Annotated in this window: 20 protein-coding genes; 9 read left to right on the top strand and 11 right to left on the bottom strand. The window is 39.8% G+C overall.

What is annotated here, in order from left to right; genetic code table 11:
- Nucleotides 1-10 precede the first annotated feature (10 nt).
- The gene (locus tag BV214_RS05815) at nucleotides 11-484 is read right to left on the bottom strand and encodes a GNAT family N-acetyltransferase (protein ID WP_086476558.1); all 474 of its coding nucleotides are present in this window, start codon (nucleotides 482-484) and stop codon (nucleotides 11-13) included.
- Between the two features lie 162 nt (nucleotides 485-646).
- Here BV214_RS05815 and BV214_RS05810 point away from each other — a divergent pair, with 162 nt between their 5' ends.
- The gene (locus BV214_RS05810; protein WP_086476557.1) at nucleotides 647-1,534 is read left to right on the top strand and encodes a hypothetical protein; all 888 of its coding nucleotides are present in this window, start codon (nucleotides 647-649) and stop codon (nucleotides 1,532-1,534) included.
- A gap of 70 nt (nucleotides 1,535-1,604) precedes the next feature.
- Here BV214_RS05810 and fumC read toward each other — a convergent pair whose 3' ends face one another.
- The 7 genes from fumC to BV214_RS05775 all read right to left on the bottom strand — a co-directional run bounded on the left by fumC (nucleotide 1,605) and on the right by BV214_RS05775 (nucleotide 11,222).
- Complete coding sequence (gene fumC, locus BV214_RS05805; RefSeq protein ID WP_086476556.1) at nucleotides 1,605-3,005, bottom strand: class II fumarate hydratase; 1,401 nt, start codon at nucleotides 3,003-3,005, stop codon at nucleotides 1,605-1,607.
- A gap of 165 nt (nucleotides 3,006-3,170) precedes the next feature.
- Nucleotides 3,171-3,581 (bottom strand): thiol-disulfide oxidoreductase DCC family protein, encoded by a 411-nt coding sequence (locus tag BV214_RS05800; protein WP_086476555.1) that lies wholly within the window; start codon nucleotides 3,579-3,581, stop codon nucleotides 3,171-3,173.
- A 125-nt stretch (nucleotides 3,582-3,706) separates the two neighbouring features.
- Nucleotides 3,707-5,881, bottom strand: a complete 2,175-nt coding sequence (locus BV214_RS05795) for an endonuclease MutS2 (protein WP_086476554.1) — start codon at nucleotides 5,879-5,881, stop codon at nucleotides 3,707-3,709.
- A 248-nt stretch (nucleotides 5,882-6,129) separates the two neighbouring features.
- Nucleotides 6,130-7,950, bottom strand: coding sequence for an ABC transporter ATP-binding protein (locus BV214_RS05790; protein WP_086476553.1), 1,821 nt, complete (start codon nucleotides 7,948-7,950; stop codon nucleotides 6,130-6,132).
- Nucleotides 7,950-9,659, bottom strand: coding sequence for a phospho-sugar mutase (locus tag BV214_RS05785; protein WP_086476552.1), 1,710 nt, complete (start codon nucleotides 9,657-9,659; stop codon nucleotides 7,950-7,952). The genes BV214_RS05790 and BV214_RS05785 overlap by 1 nt, the downstream gene beginning before the upstream one ends.
- A gap of 40 nt (nucleotides 9,660-9,699) precedes the next feature.
- The gene (locus BV214_RS05780) at nucleotides 9,700-10,662 is read right to left on the bottom strand and encodes a glycosyltransferase family 2 protein (RefSeq protein WP_086476551.1); all 963 of its coding nucleotides are present in this window, start codon (nucleotides 10,660-10,662) and stop codon (nucleotides 9,700-9,702) included.
- Between the two features lie 35 nt (nucleotides 10,663-10,697).
- Nucleotides 10,698-11,222, bottom strand: coding sequence for a DUF4199 domain-containing protein (locus BV214_RS05775; RefSeq protein ID WP_086476550.1), 525 nt, complete (start codon nucleotides 11,220-11,222; stop codon nucleotides 10,698-10,700).
- A 168-nt stretch (nucleotides 11,223-11,390) separates the two neighbouring features.
- Here BV214_RS05775 and BV214_RS05770 point away from each other — a divergent pair, with 168 nt between their 5' ends.
- The 3 genes from BV214_RS05770 (at nucleotide 11,391) to mtaB (ending at nucleotide 14,365) form a co-directional block, all read left to right on the top strand.
- The gene (locus BV214_RS05770; protein ID WP_086476549.1) at nucleotides 11,391-11,642 is read left to right on the top strand and encodes a type B 50S ribosomal protein L31; all 252 of its coding nucleotides are present in this window, start codon (nucleotides 11,391-11,393) and stop codon (nucleotides 11,640-11,642) included.
- A gap of 68 nt (nucleotides 11,643-11,710) precedes the next feature.
- Nucleotides 11,711-12,886: a GlmU family protein gene (locus BV214_RS05765; protein ID WP_086476548.1), complete on the top strand. Its 1,176-nt coding sequence runs from the start codon at nucleotides 11,711-11,713 to the stop codon at nucleotides 12,884-12,886.
- A gap of 147 nt (nucleotides 12,887-13,033) precedes the next feature.
- Nucleotides 13,034-14,365, top strand: a complete 1,332-nt coding sequence (gene mtaB, locus BV214_RS05760) for a tRNA (N(6)-L-threonylcarbamoyladenosine(37)-C(2))-methylthiotransferase MtaB (RefSeq protein WP_086476564.1) — start codon at nucleotides 13,034-13,036, stop codon at nucleotides 14,363-14,365.
- A gap of 119 nt (nucleotides 14,366-14,484) precedes the next feature.
- On the opposite strand, the gene BV214_RS05755 is transcribed toward mtaB, so the two are convergent.
- Nucleotides 14,485-14,778 (bottom strand): N-acetyltransferase, encoded by a 294-nt coding sequence (locus tag BV214_RS05755; RefSeq protein WP_086476547.1) that lies wholly within the window; start codon nucleotides 14,776-14,778, stop codon nucleotides 14,485-14,487.
- Between the two features lie 138 nt (nucleotides 14,779-14,916).
- Between BV214_RS05755 and BV214_RS05750 the strand changes: the two genes are divergently transcribed.
- From BV214_RS05750 to cls, 3 genes are all read left to right on the top strand, one after another.
- Nucleotides 14,917-15,579 (top strand): alpha/beta fold hydrolase, encoded by a 663-nt coding sequence (locus tag BV214_RS05750; protein ID WP_086476546.1) that lies wholly within the window; start codon nucleotides 14,917-14,919, stop codon nucleotides 15,577-15,579.
- A 96-nt stretch (nucleotides 15,580-15,675) separates the two neighbouring features.
- On the top strand, nucleotides 15,676-16,641 hold the full coding sequence (locus BV214_RS05745) for a lytic transglycosylase domain-containing protein (RefSeq protein WP_086476545.1): 966 nt from the start codon (nucleotides 15,676-15,678) through the stop codon (nucleotides 16,639-16,641).
- Nucleotides 16,642-18,105, top strand: a complete 1,464-nt coding sequence (gene cls, locus BV214_RS05740; protein ID WP_086476544.1) for a cardiolipin synthase — start codon at nucleotides 16,642-16,644, stop codon at nucleotides 18,103-18,105.
- A 159-nt stretch (nucleotides 18,106-18,264) separates the two neighbouring features.
- Here cls and BV214_RS05735 read toward each other — a convergent pair whose 3' ends face one another.
- Nucleotides 18,265-18,780 (bottom strand): hypothetical protein, encoded by a 516-nt coding sequence (locus BV214_RS05735; RefSeq protein ID WP_086476543.1) that lies wholly within the window; start codon nucleotides 18,778-18,780, stop codon nucleotides 18,265-18,267.
- Entirely contained in the window at nucleotides 18,761-19,666 is a 906-nt protein-coding gene (locus BV214_RS05730) for a DUF6263 family protein (RefSeq protein ID WP_086476542.1), read from the bottom strand. Before BV214_RS05730 ends, BV214_RS05735 begins: the two co-directional genes overlap by 20 nt.
- Before the next feature lie 210 nt (nucleotides 19,667-19,876).
- Here BV214_RS05730 and rpmH point away from each other — a divergent pair, with 210 nt between their 5' ends.
- Nucleotides 19,877-20,038: a 50S ribosomal protein L34 gene (rpmH, locus tag BV214_RS05725; protein WP_026809253.1), complete on the top strand. Its 162-nt coding sequence runs from the start codon at nucleotides 19,877-19,879 to the stop codon at nucleotides 20,036-20,038.
- 98 nt (nucleotides 20,039-20,136) lie between these two features.
- Nucleotides 20,137-22,989, top strand: a complete 2,853-nt coding sequence (gene carB / locus BV214_RS05720; RefSeq protein ID WP_086476541.1) for a carbamoyl-phosphate synthase large subunit — start codon at nucleotides 20,137-20,139, stop codon at nucleotides 22,987-22,989.
- Nucleotides 22,990-23,001 lie beyond the last annotated feature (12 nt).

Genomic DNA, 23,001 nt, shown 5'->3' with positions numbered 1-23,001 from the left:
ATAGTTGATTTTAGGTTAAAGCCAATTCCATTTTTATATCACACCGGTCGTAGGGCAGGTCATTTTCCAGTACAACCTCTTTAAAACCAATTTTTTTATAGATGTGAATGGCATTTTTTAAGCGGGTATTGGAGTATAGCATCAGCTTCTTCCATTTATTTTTCTTTCCTACTTCTACGGCATGCTGTAATAGGGCTTGCCCAATTTTCATTCCTTGGTAAGTGGGATCTACCGCCATTTTACTTAATTCATACTCCCCAAAGGCATGGGGCAATAGTGCAAAGCAACCAATAATTTCTCCATTCAACCGAGCAAAATAAATATAACCGCCTTTATTGATTATATTAGCTTCACTGTTGGCTAAAAGTTGTTGATCCTTAGGCTCTAGATAAAAATGTTTGGTTAACCATGCTTCGTTTAAGATTTTAAAACTGTGAGCATGATCGGAATTGCCTGACTCAAAAGGAAGAATTTCTAAGGACATGGTATTGAAATTCGGTTTTTATAAAGTTAATATAAGGATCTTAGTTTTTAGGGATAAATTATTTTTTTTGCCAAAAAAATCTAAAAACGAAACCTTTTCGTATATATGTATGATACAAACAAATTAAAGTTAACCAAAGAAAATTAATTAATTACTAAAATCATGACTGAAACAAAAAGCAATAATGGGTTGAAGGTTATAGCGGGGCTGCTCGCTGTAATTTTACTGGGTGTAATTATATATACCGTAAGTCTTTATCAGGATAAGCAAAAAAATGAGGCCTTGCTCACTAAAGAGAAAGAATTGGTGGTTGAGGATCTCACTAGTTTAAAATCGGAATATGACAAAGCAATTTTGGAAAGCAATGCTACCAACGAAGAATTGGTAACGGCTAGGGATAATATTGCAAAATACATAGATTCCGTTAAAACCATGAAATCCGACATCGCAAGTCTGTACAGATATAGAAAGCAAGTTGGAATTTTAACCAAAGAGCGCGAGCAGCTATTGAGAAAAGTAGATTCCTTAACCAGATCTAACACCTTCTTGGCTATGCAAAGGGATAGTACCTATGTAGAATTGGAGAAACAAACTATTTTTAATGATTCTTTAGTGGTACAGAACACCCAATTGGCCGACGTACTTGAAAAAGGATCTACCTTAAATCTTTCTAAGTTTAGCGTAGATGCGGTAAGGGAAAGAAGAAATGGTAAATTGGTTTCTACTTCTAGAGCAAGAGCTACAGATAAACTAAAAGTTTGTTTCACTGTTGCAGACAATGTTATTGCTCAGGCGGGAGACCGACAATTTTTTATCGAGGTTTTGGATCCACAAGGAAATGTTTTGGGTGAAAGCTTCTCCCAAACCTCAGAGTCGGGAGCATCTATAACCTATAGTAAGGGGACCGAATTCTATTATGAGAACCGTGCCTTAGATGTGTGCGACTTTATAGATAAGCCTGCCGGTGATTTTCAGAAAGGAAATTATATGGTGAATGTCTATGATAATGGATTGAAACTATTGGGCACTTCCAAGTTCGAATTGAAATAAGGAAATCCACCCATCAAATCAAAAGGCCGATCTGCAACAGATCGGCCTTTTTTATTGAAGATTGTGAAGTTTATTTATTGAGGGTTCCTACCATATCTTCCGGTCTAACCCATTCGTCGTACTGCTCAGCGGTTACATACCCCAAGTTAATAGCCTCCTCTTTTAAGGTGGTGCCATTTTTATGGGCCGTATTGGCAATCTCTGCAGCTTTATAATACCCTATTTTTGTATTAAGCGCAGTTACCAGCATCAAGGAATTATTTAACAACTCCTCTATTACCTCGTAATTGGGCTCTATTCCCGATGCGCAATGCTCATCAAAACTTACACAAGCGTCACCCAGTAGTTGAGCAGATTGCAATAGGTTGGCTGCCATCATTGGTTTAAAAACGTTTAACTCATAATGGCCTTGTGTTCCCCCAACAGAAATCGCAACATCGTTCCCCATTACTTGGGCACATACCATGGTTAGGGCTTCACACTGAGTGGGGTTAACCTTTCCAGGCATAATGGAACTCCCAGGCTCATTGGCCGGAATTATAATTTCGCCAATTCCAGACCTAGGGCCAGAAGCCATCATTCTTATATCGTTGGCAATTTTGTTTAAGGCTACAGCCAATTGTTTTAGTGCTCCGTGGGTAGACACCATGGCATCATGGGCAGCCAAGGCTTCAAACTTGTTTTCAGCGGTTTTAAAGGGTAAACCTGTAAATTTGGCAATGTACTCTGCTACCAATACATCATAGCCCTCTGGGGTGTTTAAACCAGTACCTACGGCCGTACCTCCCAAAGCCAATTCACTTAGGTGGTCTAGTGTGTAGTTAAGGGCTCGTAAACCGTGATCTAATTGAGAAACGTAACCAGAAATTTCCTGTCCCAAGGTTAGGGGAGTGGCATCCATTAAATGGGTACGTCCTATTTTTACCACCTTTGCAAATTCCTTTGCTTTTTTATCTAAGGTGTTTCTTAGTTGTGTAACTCCAGGGATGGTGGTCTCTACAATCTTCTTGTACGCGGCAATATGCATCCCAGTTGGGAAAGTATCGTTAGAGGACTGCGACTTGTTAACGTCATCGTTAGGTTGAATGGTCTTTTCCCCTTCGCCAATTTTCTTGCCAGCAATTTCATGGGCCCTGTTGGCAACCACCTCGTTCACATTCATATTGCTTTGGGTCCCAGAACCTGTTTGCCAAATTACCAACGGAAATTGATCATCGTGCTTACCCTCCAAGATCTCATCGCAGACCTGGGCTATAAGATCTCTTTTTTCAACTTCTAAAACACCTAGCTCATGGTTGGTGTAAGCGGCCGCTTTCTTTAAATAGGCAAAACCATAAACGATGTCCAAAGGCATGGAAGCCGGAGGACCAATTTTAAAATTGTTTCTGGAGCGTTCGGTTTGTGCTCCCCAATATTTGTTGGACGGCACCTTTACCTCGCCCATGGTATCTTTTTCAATGCGATATTCCATAATTGATATTCCGTTTAATGATTGTTACAAATTTAAGCTTATATGCCCAAGAAAGAAAGTTTATTCCTCAGCTTTGCCGTGTTAGTTCCTATTACTTATGTCTTTTAATTATCTCATTAGTAGGTTACGAATCTTAGGGACTGCTATTTTTTTAAGGTATGGGGACTAGTCCAGGAATTTGGCCTTCAGTTCTGGGGTGGGAACCATGCAGGCCTCTTTTTTCCCGTACCAACGATAGCGGTTCTTAGCAACAAAATCGTACACCACGTTGCTTAGGCCTTCCGGAATCCATTCCAGAATAGCTGCCAAACCCCATAGTCCGCCAAAAGACTTAGCAATTTTTAGAGCGGCGGCAGACTTCGTATAATAAGCCACTCCAGGTTCTATCAAAATGATGGAGTCTACCTGGGAGGTATCTATATGACGGTCGGCAGTTAATTTACGCCCAATATCACTCTGTAAAGCGGCATACCTATACAAATCGTTCTTATCTCTTTTTATTACATATTGAACAGCGTTGTTGCATAAATTACACACACCGTCAAACAATAGAATTTTCTTTTGATTTGTTTCCATTTTGCAAAGATATAGTGGCTGGAAGCTAAATTCCAATAGTTATAAATACTTCTTATAGGGTTAATAATCGTGTTTTTAGGGGTCATCCCCGCAATGCTTAGTTGCAAGAAGTTAGGGGTTCGGAGTTATTTTTTAGCCGCCTGCACCAATTCCAGTTGATCTACGTTCACATTGGTAGTGAAAATGCCATAATTTACGATGGCCTTGTCCTTCTCTAGGTTGTCTATACTTCCTACCGCTTTTCCATCCATCATCCGTACCCGATCGCCAATTTTGAAAATAGGGCGAGGCTTGTTTTTTTCTACTACCGCGGCCTTCTTTTTTGCCACCTTTTTTCTTTCGCGGATTACCTCTACCTTTTTTATTACCTCTTGTTCTACTTTGGCTTTTTTCTCCTTTTGTGCCTTTACCTCCTTTGGGGATTTCTTTTTCCGTTTACTGTTTTCTGTCTCAACGATCTTGAGTAGTTCTGAGATTAAGGGGCGCCTTTTTTTATCCTGAAAATATTTCTCGGCAGCGGTGTTTACCTTATTTCCCAAATAGATCATCCGTTGGTTGTGGTCATATAACTCCTGGTAATTTTCCAATTTGGATTTAATTTTGGAGTTGAGGTCTTCCAACTTCTGGGCCTCCGTCCTAGCTTTAGATTCCTCTTCCTGTAATCTAGATCCAGTTTTCTCCATTTTACTACGTTCTTTCTGTAGTTTGGCAATGGTGGCATCAAAACGCACCTTCCCGCGTTCTATTTTCTTTTTCGCCTTATTGATTAAGCTATAGGGAATCCCATTTTTTTGCGCTACCTCAAAGGTGAAGGAACTACCTGCCTGGCCCAAGACTAATTGAAAGGTGGGTTCTAAAGACTTCCCATCAAAAAGCATATTGGCATTGGTGACATGGGGGAGTTCGTTTGCCAAAAGTTTTAAATTGGAGTAGTGGGTAGTAATTACGCCATAGGCACCTCGTTCATAAAATACCTCCAAAAATGTTTCGGCTAAAGCACCGCCCAGTTCGGGATCACTACCAGTTCCAAATTCGTCAATTAAGAACAAGGTCTTGTCGTTGACTTTTCGCAGAAAGTAGTTCATGTTCTTAAGTCGGTAGCTATAGGTACTTAAGTGGTTTTCAATGGATTGGTTGTCGCCAATATCCGTTAGTATATTGGTGAATAAACATACTTTAGATCGTTCGTGTACCGGAATCAATAAGCCGCTCTGCAGCATTAATTGAAGCAGTCCTATGGTTTTTAAAGTAATACTTTTCCCCCCTGCGTTTGGACCAGAAATAACAATGATTCTGTTCTCTGGATGGAGGGTAATAGTCTGTGGGTAGGTTTTTTCCTTTTTATACTTGTTGTTTAGGAAAAGTAAGGGGTGGTAGGCGTCTCTTAAATAGAGTTCTCTTTCCTCGGTGATTTCTGGCAATAAGGCATCCATTTCCAAGGCGTATTTGGCCTTTGCCGCCGTAATATCCATCTGCGTCAAAAACTGCTGATAGTCGTACAAATCCTGGGAATAAGGCTGAGTCTGCTGGGTAAGGTCCTTTAATATTTTCTGGATTTCTTCCCTTTCCTCAAACTCCAGGTTATTGAGTTCCCTACTGTATCTTAAGGTAGCTTCTGGTTCTATATAAACAATACTGCCCGTTTTGGAAGTACCCATTAGAGAGCCCTTTACCTTTTTACGGTGCATACTCTTTACGGCTAATACCCGCCTATTGTCTACTACAGACTCCCTAATTTCATCTAATAAGTCGGATGCCTGATAGGTGGTAAGGGCAGAAGCAAAACTTTGATTGATCTTGGCTTTTACCGTCCCTATTTGAGAGCGGATTTCTTGTAATTTAGGGGATGCGGTATTCTTAATCTCCCCAAATTTATCGATGACGTCATTTATAGATTTAACAATCTCTGGGTGGTAGGTGATCCCTTCAGAAACTTGAAGGAGCAATGGGTAGTAGTCCTTAAACTTCTTAAGGAACTTGGTGTGTGTTGCTACCGAATTACAGATACCTGCTATCCTTTTAAAACCGCTGATCTCTATGGTAGTGTTCTCTATCCTTAAAAGTTTTAGTTCTTGGGATATCGCATCAAAATCATGACCGGGTATCCTATTGTCATTGGTAAAACTAGATAGGTATTCCGATGTTTGTCCCAAGGTGGCCAAGAGCTCTTCTTTGGCTCTTATTGGGGCTATATCTAGGACCTGTTCCTTCCCCAATTCCGTAGTACATCTAACGGAGAGCTGTTGAAGAACGGTGTGAAACTCTAAATCTTGAAGTGTTTTGGAACTTATTTTTGCCATAGTAACTGTTAATCGGTTCAAAGGTAAGGAATAGGAGCGATATGGAAAGCCTAAATATTACCGCGGTATCGCTGAATTTTTAGTGGTGCGGCCTTAATTATTTATTTCGCAAACCCAAGAAAAACCGGAATGTTTTCTGCTTTGTATGATTAGGAATCTAACACTCTAAGCTAGTTTCCCATAAATAGAGAGCCCTCCAGAAAATCGAAATGACTTCTGGAGGGCCTACCTTTATATGAATACTGGTTTTAGAGTTGCTGCATTGCTACCAGGTTTTTGTACACCCCGTTTGCTTCCAATAATTGTGAATGGGATCCTTGTTCTACAATGACTCCTTTTTGAAGCACCACTATATTATCTGCATTCTGTATGGTAGAGAGTCGGTGGGCAATGACTATGGAGGTTCGGTTTTTCATCATTTTCTCCAAGGCATCCTGTACCAAACGCTCACTTTCCGTATCCAGGGCTGAGGTTGCCTCGTCCAATATCATGATTGGCGGATTTTTTAGTACGGCCCTGGCGATGGAGAGACGCTGTTTCTGTCCCCCACTTAGTTTATTTCCACTATCGCCAATATTGGTGTCATACCCATTGGGAAGTTCCATTATAAAATCGTGGGCATTGGCAATTTTGGCAGCCTCAATAATTTCCTCTTCGCTGGCACCTTCCTTACCCAATCCAATGTTGTTTTTTACTGTATCATTAAAAAGGATGGAGTCTTGGGTGACTAATCCCAATAAATTACGGAGCGATTTTTTAGTGAAATCCTTAATATTGGTTCCATCTATTTCAATAACCCCTTCATTTACGTCGTAGAATCTAGTAACCAAATTTGCGATGGTACTTTTTCCACTTCCAGACTGCCCTACTAGGGCTACCGTATGGCCTTTTGGGAGCTTTAGGTTAAAGTTTCTCAACACGTATTCGTCCTCATATTTAAAGGAGATATCCTGAAGGGTGATTCCTGTATTGAAATCGGTCTTAGAGAGGGCATTGGTTTTTTCCACAATGGGATTCTCTGTTTCCAAAATATCAAGTACCCGTTGGGCAGCAGCATTTCCTTTTTTAATTCCATAGGAAGCTTTACTAATTGCCTTTGCTGGGGTAAGGATATTATACGCCAACCCCATATAAGCAATAAAAGAGGAAGCATCCAGGGTTTGGTCTATTAATACCATTTTCCCTCCGAACCATAATAGCACCCCAATTACTAAAATCCCTAAGAATTCTCCCGTGGGAGAAGCTAGGTTCTGCCGGTTTAGCAGTTGATTGGAGTAATGGAAAAATCTACTGGTAGAGTTGCTAAAGGTTTTAAAAAACCTGGATTCCGAATTAAAGGCCTTAATTACTCGTAGTCCGCCCAGGGTTTCCTCTACAATGGAAAGGAATTCACCCTGTTCCTTTTGTACTCTATCAGATTGCCTTTTAAGCGATTTTCCGATCCTGGAGATTATCATGCCAGCAATAGGAATAAATATAAAGACAAAGAGGGTAAGCTCGGTGCTGATTCCGAACATAATCAAAATGGTGAAAACGATCGTCAGAGGCTCCCGAACAATCAATTCTAGCACGGAAAGGAAGGAGTGTTGAATTTCTAGTACATCGGAAGTAATCCTAGCAATAACATCTCCCTTTCGTTTTTCCGAATAGAAGGAGATGGGTAGGTCTACTATCTTTTGGTACATACTGTTCCTGATGTCCTTGAGTACTCCGTTCCTTAAAAAGGTGATGAAGTACATGGCCAAGTAATTAAAGAAGTTCTTTAAAAGAAAAAGTACTAGTACCAGGCCTATGACCAAGACCAGACCTTTCATCTCGTCGTCTCCGGAATAGGCCGTTACCTGGTAATTTATATAATCCTGCAAGTAATCCTTCAACTGTCCAAAACTGGTATAGACCGGTTCTTGCAATACCTTTTTTTCGGGCTTAAACAACACGTCCAACATAGGGATCAAAGCGGCAAAGCTAAGCGCACTAAAAAGGGCGTAAAGAATGTTAAAGAAAATGTTTAAAAAACCGTATTTACGGTATGGTTTCGCAAAACGAAGGATCTTTTTAAAGTACTCCATTAATCAATTTTCAGTTCATTTAGGATTCTATCGATTTTTGCATCCAATTGGGCATCCACCTTTTTAAAGTCGGCCGCCTTTTCCAAAGGAGCATTGATACTGAAATAGAATTTAATTTTGGGTTCTGTTCCACTGGGTCTTGCGGCCATTTTTGTGCCGTCCTCTGCGATGTATATCAACACATTGGATTTTGGGATATCCAGTTCAGTTACTTCCCCGGTTACTACATTCTTGGAAGTAGCGGTATTATAATCTTCAATGGTGATTACTTTAGAACCGTCTATGGAAGCTACGGGATTCTCCTTAAAATCGTTCATCATTTGTTTAATTTCCTCGGCGCCTTGCATGCCCTTTTTAGTAAGGGAAATCAATTTTTCCTTATAAAATCCATAGGCCACGTAGCAATCTATCAGGTCTTTGTAAAAAGAACTGCCGTTGGCTTTTGCCTGGGCACCAATTTCACAAGCCAATAGGGTAGAGGTTACTGCATCTTTATCCCGTACAAAATCACCTACCATAAAACCAAAACTCTCTTCCCCACCTCCTATAAAGGGTTGCTCGGGGTAGTCTTTAATCATTTTAGCGATCCATTTAAAACCGGTAAGGGCAGTTTTACACTCAACCCCATAGGCTTTGGCTAGGGAATCCATCATGGGGGTAGAAACTATGGTAGAAGCTACAAACTCGTTCCCGTTAATTCCTTTTGCCTTGCGCTGATCCAATAAAAACTTGGTCATCATAATCATGGATTGATTTCCGTTCAAAATTTCCATCTTCCCCTCCAAGTTACGTACTGCAACCCCTAAACGGTCACAGTCCGGATCCGTACCAATTACAATATCCGCTCCTATTTCTTCGGCCTTTTCTATGGCCATGGATAAGGCTTCCGGTTCTTCTGGGTTGGGCGACTTTACCGTAGGGAAATTTCCGTCGGGCTTTGCCTGCTCTTCAATAACGGTTACATTTTTGTAGCCTGCCCGTTTAAGCACTTCTGGGATGGCAGTAATGGAGGTACCGTGGAGGGAGGTAAATACTATTTTGTAATTGTCCTTTCCTTGTGCGTTGAAGTTTCCGTTCTCTACACAGGCATTGATAAAGGCCTCGTCTACTTCCTTACCTATTAGCTGTATCAAATCTTCGTTTGCCTCAAACTTGATATCCTCGTAGGAAACTTGGTCTATTTCCGAAATTATCTGCCCGTCCTGTGGAGGAACAATTTGTCCCCCATCGGTCCAATAAACCTTGTATCCATTGTATTCTGGTGGATTATGGGAAGCGGTTAGTACAATGCCTGCATGGCAATCTAGATGACGCACCGCAAAAGATAGTTCTGGAGTGGTCCTTAATTCGGAAAAAAGAAAGACCTTAATACCGTTCGCAGAAAAAACTTCAGCTACCGTTCGTGCAAGGGTATCACTGTTGTGCCTACAGTCGTACGCAATTACCACCTTTAATTCGGTATCTGGATAGGCAATTTTTAAGTAGTTGCTTAATCCTTGCGTGCTTTTCCCAAGGGTGTATTTGTTGATGCGATTGGTCCCGGCACCCATAATACCCCGCATGCCCCCGGTTCCAAATTCAAGATCCTTGTAAAAACGATCTTTCAATTCCTCGGTATTGTTGTTTATTAATTGTTGTATTTCCTCCTTGGTCTTGGGGTCAAAGAAATCCGTTAACCAACTTTTTGCCTTATTCACGATTGTATCCATGGTCTCAATGGTTTGATTATGTATTTAAAAATACAAAGAATTATAATTTGTTTTGTGGAAGGTTAATTCCTTCCGATATTGTGTAGCGTGTTTCATTTTTTCTGGACCTTACCATAATTTCACCTAGAAATCCCGCTAAAAATAATTGGGACCCTATCACCATGGCAATAAGTGCAAAAAAGAACTGTGGCCTATCCGTAAGTAGGCTTCCAAAAGGATTTATAAAGAGTTTATCTATTCCTAGATAAATGGCAAATCCAAAGCCAATGGTAAACATCATTACCCCAAGAGCACCAAAGAGGTGCATGGGGCGTCGTGCAAATTTGGACACAAACCAAATGGTGATCAGGTCTAGAAAGCCATTGATGAAGCGTTCCATACCAAATTTGGTCTTACCATATTTCCTGGCTTGATGCCGTACTACTTTTTCGTCTATTTTAGAGAAACCTGCCGATTTTACCAATACGGGGATATAACGATGCATTTCCCCGGATACTTCAATGGTCTTGACTACCTCTTTTTTGTAGGCCTTTAGTCCGCAATTAAAATCGTGGAGCTTTACCCCAGAGGTTTTTCGTGCTGCCCAATTGAATAATTTGGAGGGAAGGTTTTTAGCGAGAATAGAATCATACCTTTTTTTCTTCCAGCCCGATATTAAATCAAACCCGTCCTCATGGATCAATTTGTAGAGTTCTGGAATCTCCTCCGGATTATCCTGAAGGTCTGCGTCCATTGTGATGATAACATCGCCCTTGGCCTCTTTAAATCCGGCATGCAAGGCTTGCGACTTCCCAAAATTCTTTAAAAACCGTATGCCTTTAACATTGGGGTTTAGCTTGCCCAATTGGGAGATGATTTCCCAAGAACGGTCGCTGCTCCCATCATCTATAAAAAGGATCTCATATAAAAAATGATTGGATTGCATAACCTCTACAATCCAATCATGCAGTTCTTGTAACGATTCTTCTTCGTTGAGTAAGGGAATTATTATAGATATATTCATTCAGTACTAATGCAAAATCTGTTCAAAAGTACAAATTACTGAATAGTTTCCGATCTTTTTAGAATTAAAGCAGGGATTAAAGAAAATATAAAGCTAATTACCACACTATAAATAAGACCAAATACTATTTGCATGGAGGGAGTTGTGAATTTCTTACCCATTTCCATTTGAGCGTCCACTTGCTCTGGAGTCATTTTGGTGGTTTCTAAAAGTTGCGCTCGCTGATAGGTCATGGCCTTGTCCATCATATCGGGATCTATAACCCCAGCCATGAGTTGGTTAAAGAGGATCCCAATGATACCACCTACCAATCCAATGCCCACGCCAATCTTTAGGGCTTGTGCAAAAGACATATAACCGTTATTGGCTTTTTTAAATTGGATCATTCCTAGGACTATGAGGGCAATTGTTAAAATAAGGCTTACCGCCAGTACCATCATTCCTCCTTGGTAATGCATGTCCAAGGAATATAGCATTAATGCAAATACAATACTCAATGCGCCTAGGATACCTCCGTACGTCAAGGCAAATTTCCCAGTATTGGGCTTAACCATTTCCATATTTATTTAAGATTTAGATGTTTTTAATGTTAGTGTTTCTTTCACTATCTTTGTTACAAAGAAAGGTAAGTAATTTTTATTTTTCTTTTTTTGAGATTATAAATTGCTAATTTCAGAAAAACAATTAAATTTGCAGCTCGAAATCAAGAAGGAATTAACGTTATTACAATGAAAAAAGATATACATCCAGCAAATTATAGATTGGTAGCCTTTAAGGATATGTCCAATGAAGAGGTTTTTATTACTAAGTCTGCGGCAGACACCAAGGAGACTTTAGATGTTGATGGAGTGGAATACCCGTTGATAAAACTAGAGATTTCTAGAACGTCACACCCTTTTTACACTGGAAAAGCCAAGGTGTTGGATACCGCTGGACGTATTGATAAGTTCAAGAACAAATACAGTAAGTTTAAGAAATAAGACTTTTTTTTATTAAAAAGTTGGAAAGTCACGCTTATGCGTGACTTTTTTTGTTTTAAATTAGTTGTATGAATTACATTCTTTTCGACGGATCGGTTAGAACGGCATTATTGCCCTTTACCTATACCAGGCCAGTAGCAGATATAAGAATTGGTATTCTTACCATTAGGGAAAAGTGGGAGAAATATCTAGGTAGTACTACTACCACAATTACAGAAGATTATTTGTCCGAGAAATTTCCCTTGGTGGAAATGGAAGATAATGTCCTGATCAATGCTTCCTTTTTGCCTAATCCTTCCCTGGTAGAGCTGGTTACCCAACTTAAAGAGAATGAACTTATCCTTTATGATGAGGAGATTCTTGCTTTTTATGCTAAAGAAACACAGGAGGAGATAGATTTTTCCACCTATAATGCTATAGATTATAATGGTGAGGTTTTAAGGATAGAGCATACATGGGATATTTTCTCAAAAAATGCCGAAGCCTTGGAGGCAGATTTTAAATTGATCACCGAAGGCAGGAAGAGTGCTCCTATTTCTAAAACCAATAGCCTAATTTGTCCGGAAAACATCTTCTTGGAAGAAGGGGCAAAGGTAGAGTTCAGTGTTTTAAATGCTACTGATGGGCCTATTTATTTAGGCAAAAACTCGGAAGTATGGGAAGGGAATCTTATCCGAGGTGGTTTTGCGCTTTGTGAAAAGGCAGTAGTAAAAATGGGAACCATGATTTATGGGGCTACCACCGTAGGCCCTTATAGTAAAGTGTCTGGAGAGCTCAGTAATTCGGTAATATTTGGTTATTCCAGTAAGGGGCACGAAGGATACCTGGGAAATGCAGTATTGGGGGAGTGGTGTAATATTGGAGCTAGCTCTAATAACTCCAATCTCAAGAATAACTATGCCTTGGTTAAATTGTGGAATTACGAATCCGAGACCTTTGAGCAAACAGGATTGCAATTCTGTGGGCTAATGATGGGAGACCACAGTAAAACGGCTATTAATACCATGTTTAATACGGGGACCGTAATTGGGGTGAACTGCAATATCTATGTACCAGGATTTCCCAGAAATTTCATTCCTAGTTTTAGTTGGGGTGGTGCAACAGGCTTTACTACCTACCAACCCGAAAAGGCTTTTGAAGCGGCTAAAGTGATGATGGCCAGACGAAATGTGGAGTTTAATGAGATGGATGCCAAAATCCTGACGCAAGTTTATGAGGATACCAAGAAATGGCGTAATGAATAAACTTAAGGCTGTTTTAAATAGCTACCTCTAAATACTCTATCACTATTCTTTGGACTAGGTTTTGGATTATTGGTATATTTGCATCGCAATTAGCAGAATTTAAAAGGGAACCATATTGGATCGCAATTTGGTGAAAGAGAGATGGATATGAAAAAAAAGGTCGCTTTCTATACATTGGGCTGTAAGCTCAATTTTTCAGAAACTTCAACAATAGCGCGCAACCTAACGGATGAGGGGTTTGTTAGGGTAGATTTTTCGGAATATGCAGATATGTATGTAATAAATACCTGTTCGGTCACGGATAATGCCGATAAGCGCTTTAAGACAATAGTAAAGCAGGCCCAAAAAGTAAATCCGGATGCCTTTGTTGCGGCTATAGGTTGCTATGCTCAATTGAAACCCGAGGATTTGGCGGCAGTGGATGGGGTAGATCTTGTTTTGGGGGCTACCGAGAAATTTAATATTGCCGACTATGTGAACGACCTGTCCAAAAACGATTACGGAGAGGTGCATTCCTGTGAGATTGAGGAGGCCGATTTTTATGTTGGTAGTTATGCTATTGGAGATAGAACCAGGGCGTTCTTAAAAGTGCAAGACGGTTGTGATTATAAATGTACCTACTGTACCATTCCCTTGGCTAGAGGAATATCTCGTAGTGATAGTTTACAGAATGTATTGAAGAATGCTAAGGAAATCTCAGAACAAGATATTAAAGAGATTGTCCTAACGGGAGTGAATATTGGGGATTATGGCAAGGGTGAATTTGGCAACAAAAAGCACGACCATACTTTCTTAGACTTGGTAAAGGCATTAGATACAGTAGAGGGTATACATCGATTAAGGATTTCTTCCATTGAGCCCAACCTGCTAAAAAATGAAACCATAGAGTTTGTTGCGGATAGTAATTCATTTGTACCGCATTTTCATATTCCCCTTCAGAGTGGTAGCGATGAAATTTTAAAATTGATGCGCAGGCGTTATTTAACCGATTTATATGTAAATCGCGTTAACAAAATTAAGGAGGTAATGCCCCATGCTTGTATCGGGGTAGACGTCATCGTAGGATTTCCAGGTGAAACCGAAGAGCACTTTTTAACCACTTATAATTTCTTAAACGAATTGGATATCTCCTACTTGCACGTATTTACATATTCGGAAAGGGATAACACATTAGCAGCGGAAATGGAAGGGGTGGTGCCCAAAAAAGTAAGAAGTAAAAGATCTAAAATGCTCCGTGGCCTCTCTGTTAAAAAAAGAAGGGCATTTTATGAAGGGCAACTGGGTACCACGCGTACGGTCTTGTTTGAAAGTGAAAACAAAGAAGGTTATATACACGGATTTACCGAGAATTACGTAAAAGTTAAATTTCCGTGGGACCCTAGTTTAAGCAATACCTTGCAAGAGGTGAAGCTGACCGAAATAGCAGAAGATGGCCTCGTTAGATGTACTATTTTAGAATCGGTGCGTGCTAGTGTGTAGTAATCCTTAGTATATGCGACTGCGAGAAGGATTGATTGTTGCTGCTATATTAAGAGAAAAAGGCTAAGGAAACTGACTGTAAAACACAAAAAAAACCGCTTTAAAAAGCGGTTTTTATATTATATTCTAATTCCGACCGGGAGCATTTCGTGATACTGCCTATTCTTTTTCAAAAAGCTAGCTATTTCAGGACTGGTAGGGACTACTCGTAGATTTTGTTCCTGTAAGTGATTTAAAACACTTCTAATAAACTCTTCCTGTATTTCTATTTCTTGTAATTCTTCCGGAATATGCAGTTTGGTTAAAAAGACCTTACGTTCCTGCGACGCGTACTCTATCTTGGCCAAATGCCCATTGATCCTAGCTTCAAATTGACGCAAGAAACTGTTGTCTGTAATTTCCACTTCATTCATAGGGGTTGAATTTTATTAATCATTAGTTTTGGAGTATAATGCTGAATTATCAAACCAGGTAGTGCATAAAGAATTACCAATTGTAAATTTAATGATAAAAAAGATATTTTCCTATTTAAATAGCATATCCTTAACGTGATGGACAGTAGTAAAACACATGTTTATTTTATGCCAGGAATGGCTGCGAATAGTTTAATTTTTGAAAATATACAGCTATCGGAGGATGCCTTTGTTCAACATTACCTAGATTGGGAAATCCCTACTGCCGATATAGGTTTAGAAGAGTATGCCCTGCAAATGTGTAAGCTCATTAAACATCCAGAACCGGTCTTGGTGGGGGTTTCCTTTGGGGGAATATTGGTGCAGGAAATGGCTAAGCATATTGCAGTAAAAAAAGTGATTATTATCTCTAGTGTAAAAAAGAATTCCGAACTGCCAAAGCGAATGGTTTTTGCTAAATACACCAAGCTGCATAAGCTCTTGCCAACGGGTTTGGTAAATAATATGGAGTTAGTGGCAAAATATGCCTTTGGGGAACCGGTCCTAAAACGCCTGGAACTCTATGAGCGATACCTTTCGGTTAGGAATAAATTTTACCTGGATTGGTCTATAGACAAAATTGTAAATTGGTCCCAGACGGAACCGGCCAAAAATGTGGTGCATATCCATGGGGAAAAGGATCCTGTTTTTCCCATAAATCATATTAAAGATTGTATACAGGTTAAAAATGGCACCCATACCATGATAATTCACAGATATCGCTGGTTTAATGAAAACTTGCCGTCAATTATTTTGCGATAAGCCCGTCGGATTTAATATCTTTGGAAAGAGTTGAGTGTTAAAGTTGTATATGCCTCAACCGTTAACTGGGTAGGAAAGAATTAAAGAACGTTCGATATGAAGATTTTGAAGAATATTTTGATGATTTTAGGAGTTGTTTTTGTGGGGAGTACGTTGGTATTTGCCGTTAAAAACAGTACTGTGGATGAGGCTTCGGCAGCGGAGTTGGCCAATGAAAAAAGTATTGCCAGTGAGTCGGAGGTGAATACGGGATACCGAATTACGGCCGTTGATATACCTGAAGGATTAAATTTTGCTGGTGAAACGGTGCCTTTGGATGATCCGGATATCATGGAGCGGGTAGACCGAGAGTTTTTGGTGAATACCTATTGGCAGTCCAATGCGTTGTTGTTTATAAAAAGAGCCCACAAATATTTCCCAATTATAGAGCCTATATTGAAAAAAAATGGGATTCCGGACGATTTTAAATATTTGGCCTTAGCGGAAAGCGGACTGCAAAATGTGGTTTCTCCTGCAGGTGCTACCGGGTTTTGGCAAATAATGAGTGCTACCGGAAGGGAATACGGTTTGGAGATCAATAAAAATGTGGACGAACGATATCACTTGGAAAAATCTACCGAAGTGGCCTGTAAGTACCTGAAACGTTCTAAAGAGAGATTTGGGAGTTGGACGATGGCCGCTGCTGCATACAATGCCGGAGCTGCAGGAATGCAAAGATATATGAGGACCCAGAAAGTAGAAGATTATTACGATCTTCTATTAGGGCAGGAGACAGGACGTTATGTGTTTCGCATATTGGCAATAAAAGAGATTCTCTCCAATCCCGAGAAATATGGCTTTCATCTAGAGAAGGAGGATTTATATAAAATGGTTCCCACTTTCTCCGTTGAAATTGATGAACCTATTGCAGATTTTGCAGACTTCGCCCATTCATATGAAATCAATTATAAGATATTAAAGCGTCATAATCCATGGTTAAGGGAGGCGCATCTTAACAATGCTTCCAAAAAGAAGTATACCATAGAAATACCTAACAAAGGATACTATAAACTCTCCAAATAAATGCTTGGGTTCCTAGAAGGAAATGTATGGAAGATCCTTTTAGGGGTGAATTATGTATTGGTAATATTCTTCTCCGTTTTTATCGTACTTAAAAATAAGAATCCGGTAAAAACACTCTCTTATATCTTTGTCTTGGCCGTACTTCCCTTTGTGGGGCTGTTGGTGTATTACTTTTTTGGGCAGGATTACAGAAAGGACAAGATATTTGAAAAAAAGTACCTGCTAGATGATGATAGACTGAGGAAGTGGAAAGATAAAATTAGTCTCAATAAAGAAGAGCGAGACGACCTTGAATCGCTGTTCGGGGAAGGGATATTTAAGGTTTATCGCCTGTTGAAGAATAATGAGCGGGCAGTTCTTACTTTCGATAATGAGGTGAATATCCTTATAAACGGGGAAGAGAAGTTTAAGCACCTCAGAAAAGATTTGGAGGCAGCCAAAGAACATATTCATTTGGAATATTTTGTGGTTTTCGATGATGAATTGGGAGAAAGTATCATTGATCTCCTTTGTAAAAAGGCCGAGGAAGGGGTTGTGGTTAGGTTGATTTACGACGATGTAGGGAGCGATATCTCGTCCAAGAACAAAAAGAGACTTACAAAAAGCGGGGTGCAGCATTTTGCATTTCTACCGGTCTTATTTTCCAATTCTACCAGTAAGCTCAACTATAGGGACCATAGAAAAATTGTGGTGATTGATGGGGAGATAGGGTATGTTGGCGGTATCAACGTAGATCAAAAGTATGACAATAGCTTTGACAACGAAAAATATTGGAGGGATACCCATCTGCGCATTACCGGGGGTGCAGTTGGAGCCTTGCAGTCTTCCTTTATCCTAAGTTGGAATTTCGTTTCTAAGGAAGAACAGGAAATAGAAGCGGCCCTATTGCCTAAAGAGAAGCCCAACACCAAAGAACCTGTTGCAATCCAAATGGCAGCAAGTGGTCCAGACAGTGATTGGGCCAATATTATGGAGGCCATATTCTGTATGATTAATACCGCTAAAGATCGCGTATTAATCACCACCCCTTATTTTATGCCTAACGATTCCATTCTTACTGCGCTTACTACGGCTGCTAGGAGTGGGGTAGCGGTGAAGATCATCATTCCATACGAATCGGATTCTTGGGCGGCACAATATGCTACCGATTCCTATATAGAGGAGTGTTTGCGTTCCGGGATTAAAATATTCCGGTATCACAAAGGCTTTGTGCATGCTAAAACCTTGGTCATAGATGATATGTTTACCAGTATTGGTACGGCTAATATGGACTATAGAAGCTTTTCCATGAACTTCGAGATTAATGCCTTACTCTATAATAGGGAGGTAAATCAGCAGATGGGAAACCAATTTCAGTTAGATCTGGAAGATTGTGAAGAGGTAGATTTAGAGCGATGGGAAAATAGGGGGCTTAAACGCAAATTAAAAGAGTCTTTCAGTAGACTTTGGGCGCCCTTGTTATAATCTGAAGTGTTTGTTGGAATAAAAAAATGCCAACACGATTCATAATTGACTCGTATTGGCATTGATAAAATATAAATAATAACTGCGAAATTTTTAGCGCTAAAAACAAAAAGCAGGGAACATGTAGGTCGGTTCCTAGCCTGGTTAAGTCCTTAATCCCTAAATCTTTTTCATTTGTTGTTGCATCATCTTTATCTGATCTGCAAGCATATTCTGTTTGTCTAGTTTTTTGGCTTCCCTTAGTAGGGTAGTGGCTTCCCTCTTTCTGCGTTTTTGCATGGCAATACCAGCCAAGCTCAATTTTGCCATAGCTACATCGTAATCCATGTTAAGACCCAATTTTAAAGCCTTTTTAAAGTATTTTTCTGCCTGGGTAAGGTTGGTTTGGGAAAAAATGATTCCGTTTAGGTAGTTGTAGTAACCGTGTTGCTTTTGGGTAAGGGCTGCTTCGGGATTTTTAATTTTATCTAACCACTTTTTGGTCCCTTCAAGATCCTGTTTACGCATTTTTAAAAATGCCAAGAGGATAATCTCATTTCTAAAATAAAGAAATACAAAAATAGAAGCCAAGAGAATCAGGAAGATCCCATTTCCTATATTGCCTTCTATAAATTGGTACACCGCATAAGCAATAATAAGTGCGGCAATGATTAACTTAAAGTTTTTGTTGAACATGTTCCTTGTTAATTAATTTGTAAGTGATTTTAGATTGTATGGTGGTGGGTAGTTCTTGAGCCCCCAACTGTGCTAGGGTAGATACCCCGGAAGACCTCCCTTCCACGGTCATAGTAAAGATAAACCCGGTATCGATATTGGATTGGATCGATGTTTTCTGAGTTCCTTTTAAACGCATGGTGGTATTGGGGTCTTTTATATTCATTTCTATGGTGGCCATTCCGCTAATCAAGGCTTTTTGACCATTAATTTCGTTTAAGGTCCACTTATTATGGGTCTTTAGTTTTCCGGTATAGGTGTTTTCCCAGCTGTCTTTTAACTGTACCGTTTTGTTGGGATATATAAAGGTCATCTGCTTATAGCTGTTGGCCAATGCTTCTGATCCAAACTCCTTGCTCAGCGACTTTTTCATCAGGTTAATGGCAAATTCGTCCGTAAGTCCAGAAACTTTTGCCATTTTAGATACAAGGCTGTCTCCACCCTTTACATTCAGAATGTCTCCTGTCTTGGAAAGTAGCAGGGTAACCGGATTCTCCAAAATGGTATTGAAAATTTTGGATTGTATATCCCCTGGCACCACTTTCTTTGCCTGTACATTCATCAATGTTCCTTCTATGCTAGAGGTCATCTTAAGATTTAAATCCTTAAAAGTAAGTGATAGTTTATACCCTTCAGGGACTTCGGACAGTACTTTAAACTCCAGAACTCCATCTATAAGATTCGTAATTTGGTGAGAGGCTCCGTCTAGTTCCTGGGTGATGATTTGTTGGGCTTCCTGTTTCACCCTGTATATATCCCCTTTCTGCAAATGATACGCTAATGATACTTGCCCCAATACCACTAGGTGGCAGAGGAAGAGAAATGTTAATAATATATAGCGTTTCATGTTATCTGGTGAATCTTATTTTAGCCGTTGCAAAAGTAATAAAATAGTACCTCCTTTAAGGTGGGCAACTATAAAAAAATAATTTTTTAATTAGATTTGCCAAAGCAAAAACTCTTTGTATATTTGCAGCCGGATTTTGTCCGATACTACGCAAGATCCGAAGAGAAGTCAAAAAAAGAAATTTAAGAAGATCATAAAAAATACGCCACGATGAGCAAAAGAACATTTCAACCATCAAAAAGGAAGAGAAAGAACAAACATGGTTTTAGAGAACGCATGGCTACTGCCAATGGTAGAAAAGTTCTTGCTAGAAGACGAGCAAAAGGAAGAAAGAAATTATCCGTATCTTCTGAATTGAAGCATAAAAAATAATGATAATACTGTTCTTATAATTAACAAAGGTGTTACTTTTTCCAGAGTAGCACCTTTTTTTTGCCCAATTTGTTTTTATATTTTTAACATTCACTACAATGCCCAAAAGAAAAGATTTAAACTCTATTTTAATTATTGGTTCTGGTCCCATCGTAATTGGACAGGCGTGCGAATTTGATTATTCAGGTACACAGGCGCTTAGGTCCCTAAGGGAAGATGGTATAGAAACGATATTGATCAATAGCAATCCCGCTACGATCATGACGGATCCAACCATGGCAGACCATGTATACTTAAAACCATTGACCACCAATTCTATCCGAGAAATATTGGATAAACACCCCAATATTGATGCTGTTTTACCAACAATGGGAGGCCAGACTGCCTTAAACCTATGTATCGAGGCAGATAATAAGGGCATTTGGGAAGATTATGGAGTAGAGATCATTGGCGTGGATATAGATGCCATCAATATTACCGAAGATCGTGAAAAGTTCCGTGAGCTGATGTTGAAGATCGGGATAGGTATGGCCCCTCAAGCTACTGCTACCTCTTTTTTAAAGGGAAAGGAAATAGCACAAGAGTTTGGCTTTCCATTGGTGATTAGGGCGTCTTACACCCTTGGAGGTGCAGGAGCATCTATAGTTTATGATCCAAAGGATTTTGATGAAATGCTTTCCCAAGGATTAGAAATTTCCCCTATCCATGAGGTCATGATAGACAAGGCCTTAATGGGATGGAAAGAATACGAGCTAGAACTGCTACGTGATAAGAATGACAACGTAGTGATTATCTGTACTATTGAAAATATGGATCCTATGGGAATCCATACTGGAGACTCCATAACCGTAGCTCCTGCAATGACCTTGTCTGACAGTACCTTCCAAAGAATGCGCGATATGGCCATCAAGATGATGAGAAGTATTGGGGATTTTGCGGGTGGATGTAATGTTCAGTTCGCCGTTAGTCCAGATGAAAAAGAAGATATTATCGCTATCGAGATTAACCCTCGTGTGTCGCGTTCCTCGGCCTTGGCTTCTAAGGCAACAGGGTATCCTATTGCAAAAATAGCCGCAAAATTGGCTATCGGATATAACTTAAACGAGCTTAGCAATCAGATTACCAAATCTACCTCCGCCTTGTTTGAGCCTACCTTGGATTATGTTATCGTAAAGATACCAAGATGGAACTTTGACAAATTTGAGGGGTCGGACAGAACCTTGGGGCTTCAGATGAAATCTGTGGGAGAGGTAATGGGTATTGGTCGTTCTTTCCAAGAAGCCTTGCATAAAGCTACACAGTCCCTAGAAATAAAAAGAAATGGGCTGGGAGCAGACGGAAAAGGTTACACCAATTACGATGAAATTATTCAAAAACTAACCGTACCCAGTTGGGACAGGGTGTTTGTAATCTATGATGCTATACAAATGGGGATTCCTCTAAGTAGTATCCATGAGATTACCAAAATAGATATGTGGTTCCTACGCCAATACGAGGAGCTTTACCAATTGGAAAAGAAGATTTCCGAGTACACTATAGAATCGCTAACCAAGGATCTGCTGCTAGAGGCCAAGCAAAAAGGTTTTGCCGATAGACAGATAGCTCATATGGTGAGGTGCTACGAAAGTGAAGTGTACAACAAAAGGGTAAACCTCAATATAAATAGGGTTTATAAGTTGGTAGATACCTGTGCTGCAGAATTTGAGGCGATGACCCCATATTATTATTCCACTTTTGAAGCGGAAATAGAAAGACCGGACGGTACTACCTATGTGCAGAATGATAGTGTGGTTAGTGATAAGAAGAAAATTGTAGTTCTTGGATCCGGACCCAATAGGATAGGACAAGGAATAGAATTTGATTACTGCTGTGTACATGGAGTGTTGGCCGCATCAGAATGTGGCTATGAGACCGTAATGATTAACTGTAATCCTGAAACGGTTTCTACAGACTTTGATATTTCAGACAAGCTTTACTTTGAGCCAGTTTTCTGGGAGCATATCTATGATATTATCAGGCACGAAAAGCCAGAAGGGGTTATTGTACAGCTAGGTGGGCAAACCGCACTTAAACTTGCCGAGAAGCTAGATAAATATGGGATAAAAATCATAGGTACTAGTTTTAAATCCCTGGATTTGGCTGAGGATAGAGGTAGTTTCTCCACACTTTTGGAGCAAAACAATATTCCTTACCCACAGTTTGGAGTAGCCGAAACCGCAGACGAAGCATTGCAACTTGCCGATGAGCTAGATTTCCCACTTTTGGTACGTCCTTCTTATGTGTTAGGCGGACAAGGAATGAAGATTGTAATCAATAAAGATGAACTGGAAGAGCATGTGGTTGATTTGTTGAGAAAGATTCCAAACAATAAGTTGTTGCTAGATCATTATTTAGACGGTGCTATTGAGGCAGAGGCAGATGCTATTTGTGATGGGGAAGATGTGTATATCATCGGAATTATGGAACATATAGAGCCTTGCGGAATCCACTCGGGCGACTCCCATGGAATTCTTCCACCATTTAATCTTGGGGAATTTGTGATGCAGCAAATTAAAGATCACACTAAGAAAATTGCCCTTGCCTTAAATACAGTGGGATTAATCAATATTCAGTTCGCAATTAAGGATGATATTGTATATATCATTGAAGCCAACCCTAGAGCATCTAGAACAGTTCCCTTTATAGCAAAAGCTTATAAGGAACCCTATGTTAACTATGCTACCAAGGTAATGTTGGGCGAAAAAAAGGTGAAGGACTTTAATTTCAACCCATCTTTGGAAGGGTTTGCTATTAAACAACCCGTATTCTCCTTTGAAAAGTTCCCGAATGTAAACAAAAACTTAGGTCCGGAAATGAAGAGTACCGGCGAGAGTATTTTGTTTATCGATAATTTAAAAGACGATCAATTCTATAACTTGTATGCGAGGCGAAAGATGTATCTAAGCAAATAAGTCTATACAAAT

Origin of the sequence: Arenibacter amylolyticus (genome assembly GCF_002150785.1) — a bacterium.
In the GTDB taxonomy this organism is placed as follows: Bacteria; Bacteroidota; Bacteroidia; order Flavobacteriales; family Flavobacteriaceae; genus Arenibacter; species Arenibacter amylolyticus.
Note: the sequence above shows the minus strand (reverse complement) of the source record. Positions and strands in the feature narration are given on the sequence as shown.

Excerpts from the sequence above, each read along its gene's own strand:
- BV214_RS05815 (WP_086476558.1), bottom strand. The coding sequence starts at position 484 with ATGTCCTTAGAAATTCTTCCTTTTGAGTCAGGCAATTCCGATCATGCT.
- BV214_RS05810 (WP_086476557.1), top strand. The coding sequence starts at position 647 with ATGACTGAAACAAAAAGCAATAATGGGTTGAAGGTTATAGCGGGGCTG.
- fumC (WP_086476556.1), bottom strand. The coding sequence starts at position 3,005 with ATGGAATATCGCATTGAAAAAGATACCATGGGCGAGGTAAAGGTGCCG.
- BV214_RS05800 (WP_086476555.1), bottom strand. The coding sequence starts at position 3,581 with ATGGAAACAAATCAAAAGAAAATTCTATTGTTTGACGGTGTGTGTAAT.
- BV214_RS05795 (WP_086476554.1), bottom strand. The coding sequence starts at position 5,881 with ATGGCAAAAATAAGTTCCAAAACACTTCAAGATTTAGAGTTTCACACC.
- BV214_RS05790 (WP_086476553.1), bottom strand. The coding sequence starts at position 7,950 with ATGGAGTACTTTAAAAAGATCCTTCGTTTTGCGAAACCATACCGTAAA.
- BV214_RS05785 (WP_086476552.1), bottom strand. The coding sequence starts at position 9,659 with ATGGATACAATCGTGAATAAGGCAAAAAGTTGGTTAACGGATTTCTTT.
- BV214_RS05780 (WP_086476551.1), bottom strand. The coding sequence starts at position 10,662 with ATGAATATATCTATAATAATTCCCTTACTCAACGAAGAAGAATCGTTA.
- BV214_RS05775 (WP_086476550.1), bottom strand. The coding sequence starts at position 11,222 with ATGGAAATGGTTAAGCCCAATACTGGGAAATTTGCCTTGACGTACGGA.
- BV214_RS05770 (WP_086476549.1), top strand. The coding sequence starts at position 11,391 with ATGAAAAAAGATATACATCCAGCAAATTATAGATTGGTAGCCTTTAAG.
- BV214_RS05765 (WP_086476548.1), top strand. The coding sequence starts at position 11,711 with ATGAATTACATTCTTTTCGACGGATCGGTTAGAACGGCATTATTGCCC.
- mtaB (WP_086476564.1), top strand. The coding sequence starts at position 13,034 with ATGAAAAAAAAGGTCGCTTTCTATACATTGGGCTGTAAGCTCAATTTT.
- BV214_RS05755 (WP_086476547.1), bottom strand. The coding sequence starts at position 14,778 with ATGAATGAAGTGGAAATTACAGACAACAGTTTCTTGCGTCAATTTGAA.
- BV214_RS05750 (WP_086476546.1), top strand. The coding sequence starts at position 14,917 with ATGGACAGTAGTAAAACACATGTTTATTTTATGCCAGGAATGGCTGCG.
- BV214_RS05745 (WP_086476545.1), top strand. The coding sequence starts at position 15,676 with ATGAAGATTTTGAAGAATATTTTGATGATTTTAGGAGTTGTTTTTGTG.
- cls (WP_086476544.1), top strand. The coding sequence starts at position 16,642 with ATGCTTGGGTTCCTAGAAGGAAATGTATGGAAGATCCTTTTAGGGGTG.
- BV214_RS05735 (WP_086476543.1), bottom strand. The coding sequence starts at position 18,780 with ATGTTCAACAAAAACTTTAAGTTAATCATTGCCGCACTTATTATTGCT.
- BV214_RS05730 (WP_086476542.1), bottom strand. The coding sequence starts at position 19,666 with ATGAAACGCTATATATTATTAACATTTCTCTTCCTCTGCCACCTAGTG.
- rpmH (WP_026809253.1), top strand. The coding sequence starts at position 19,877 with ATGAGCAAAAGAACATTTCAACCATCAAAAAGGAAGAGAAAGAACAAA.
- carB (WP_086476541.1), top strand. The coding sequence starts at position 20,137 with ATGCCCAAAAGAAAAGATTTAAACTCTATTTTAATTATTGGTTCTGGT.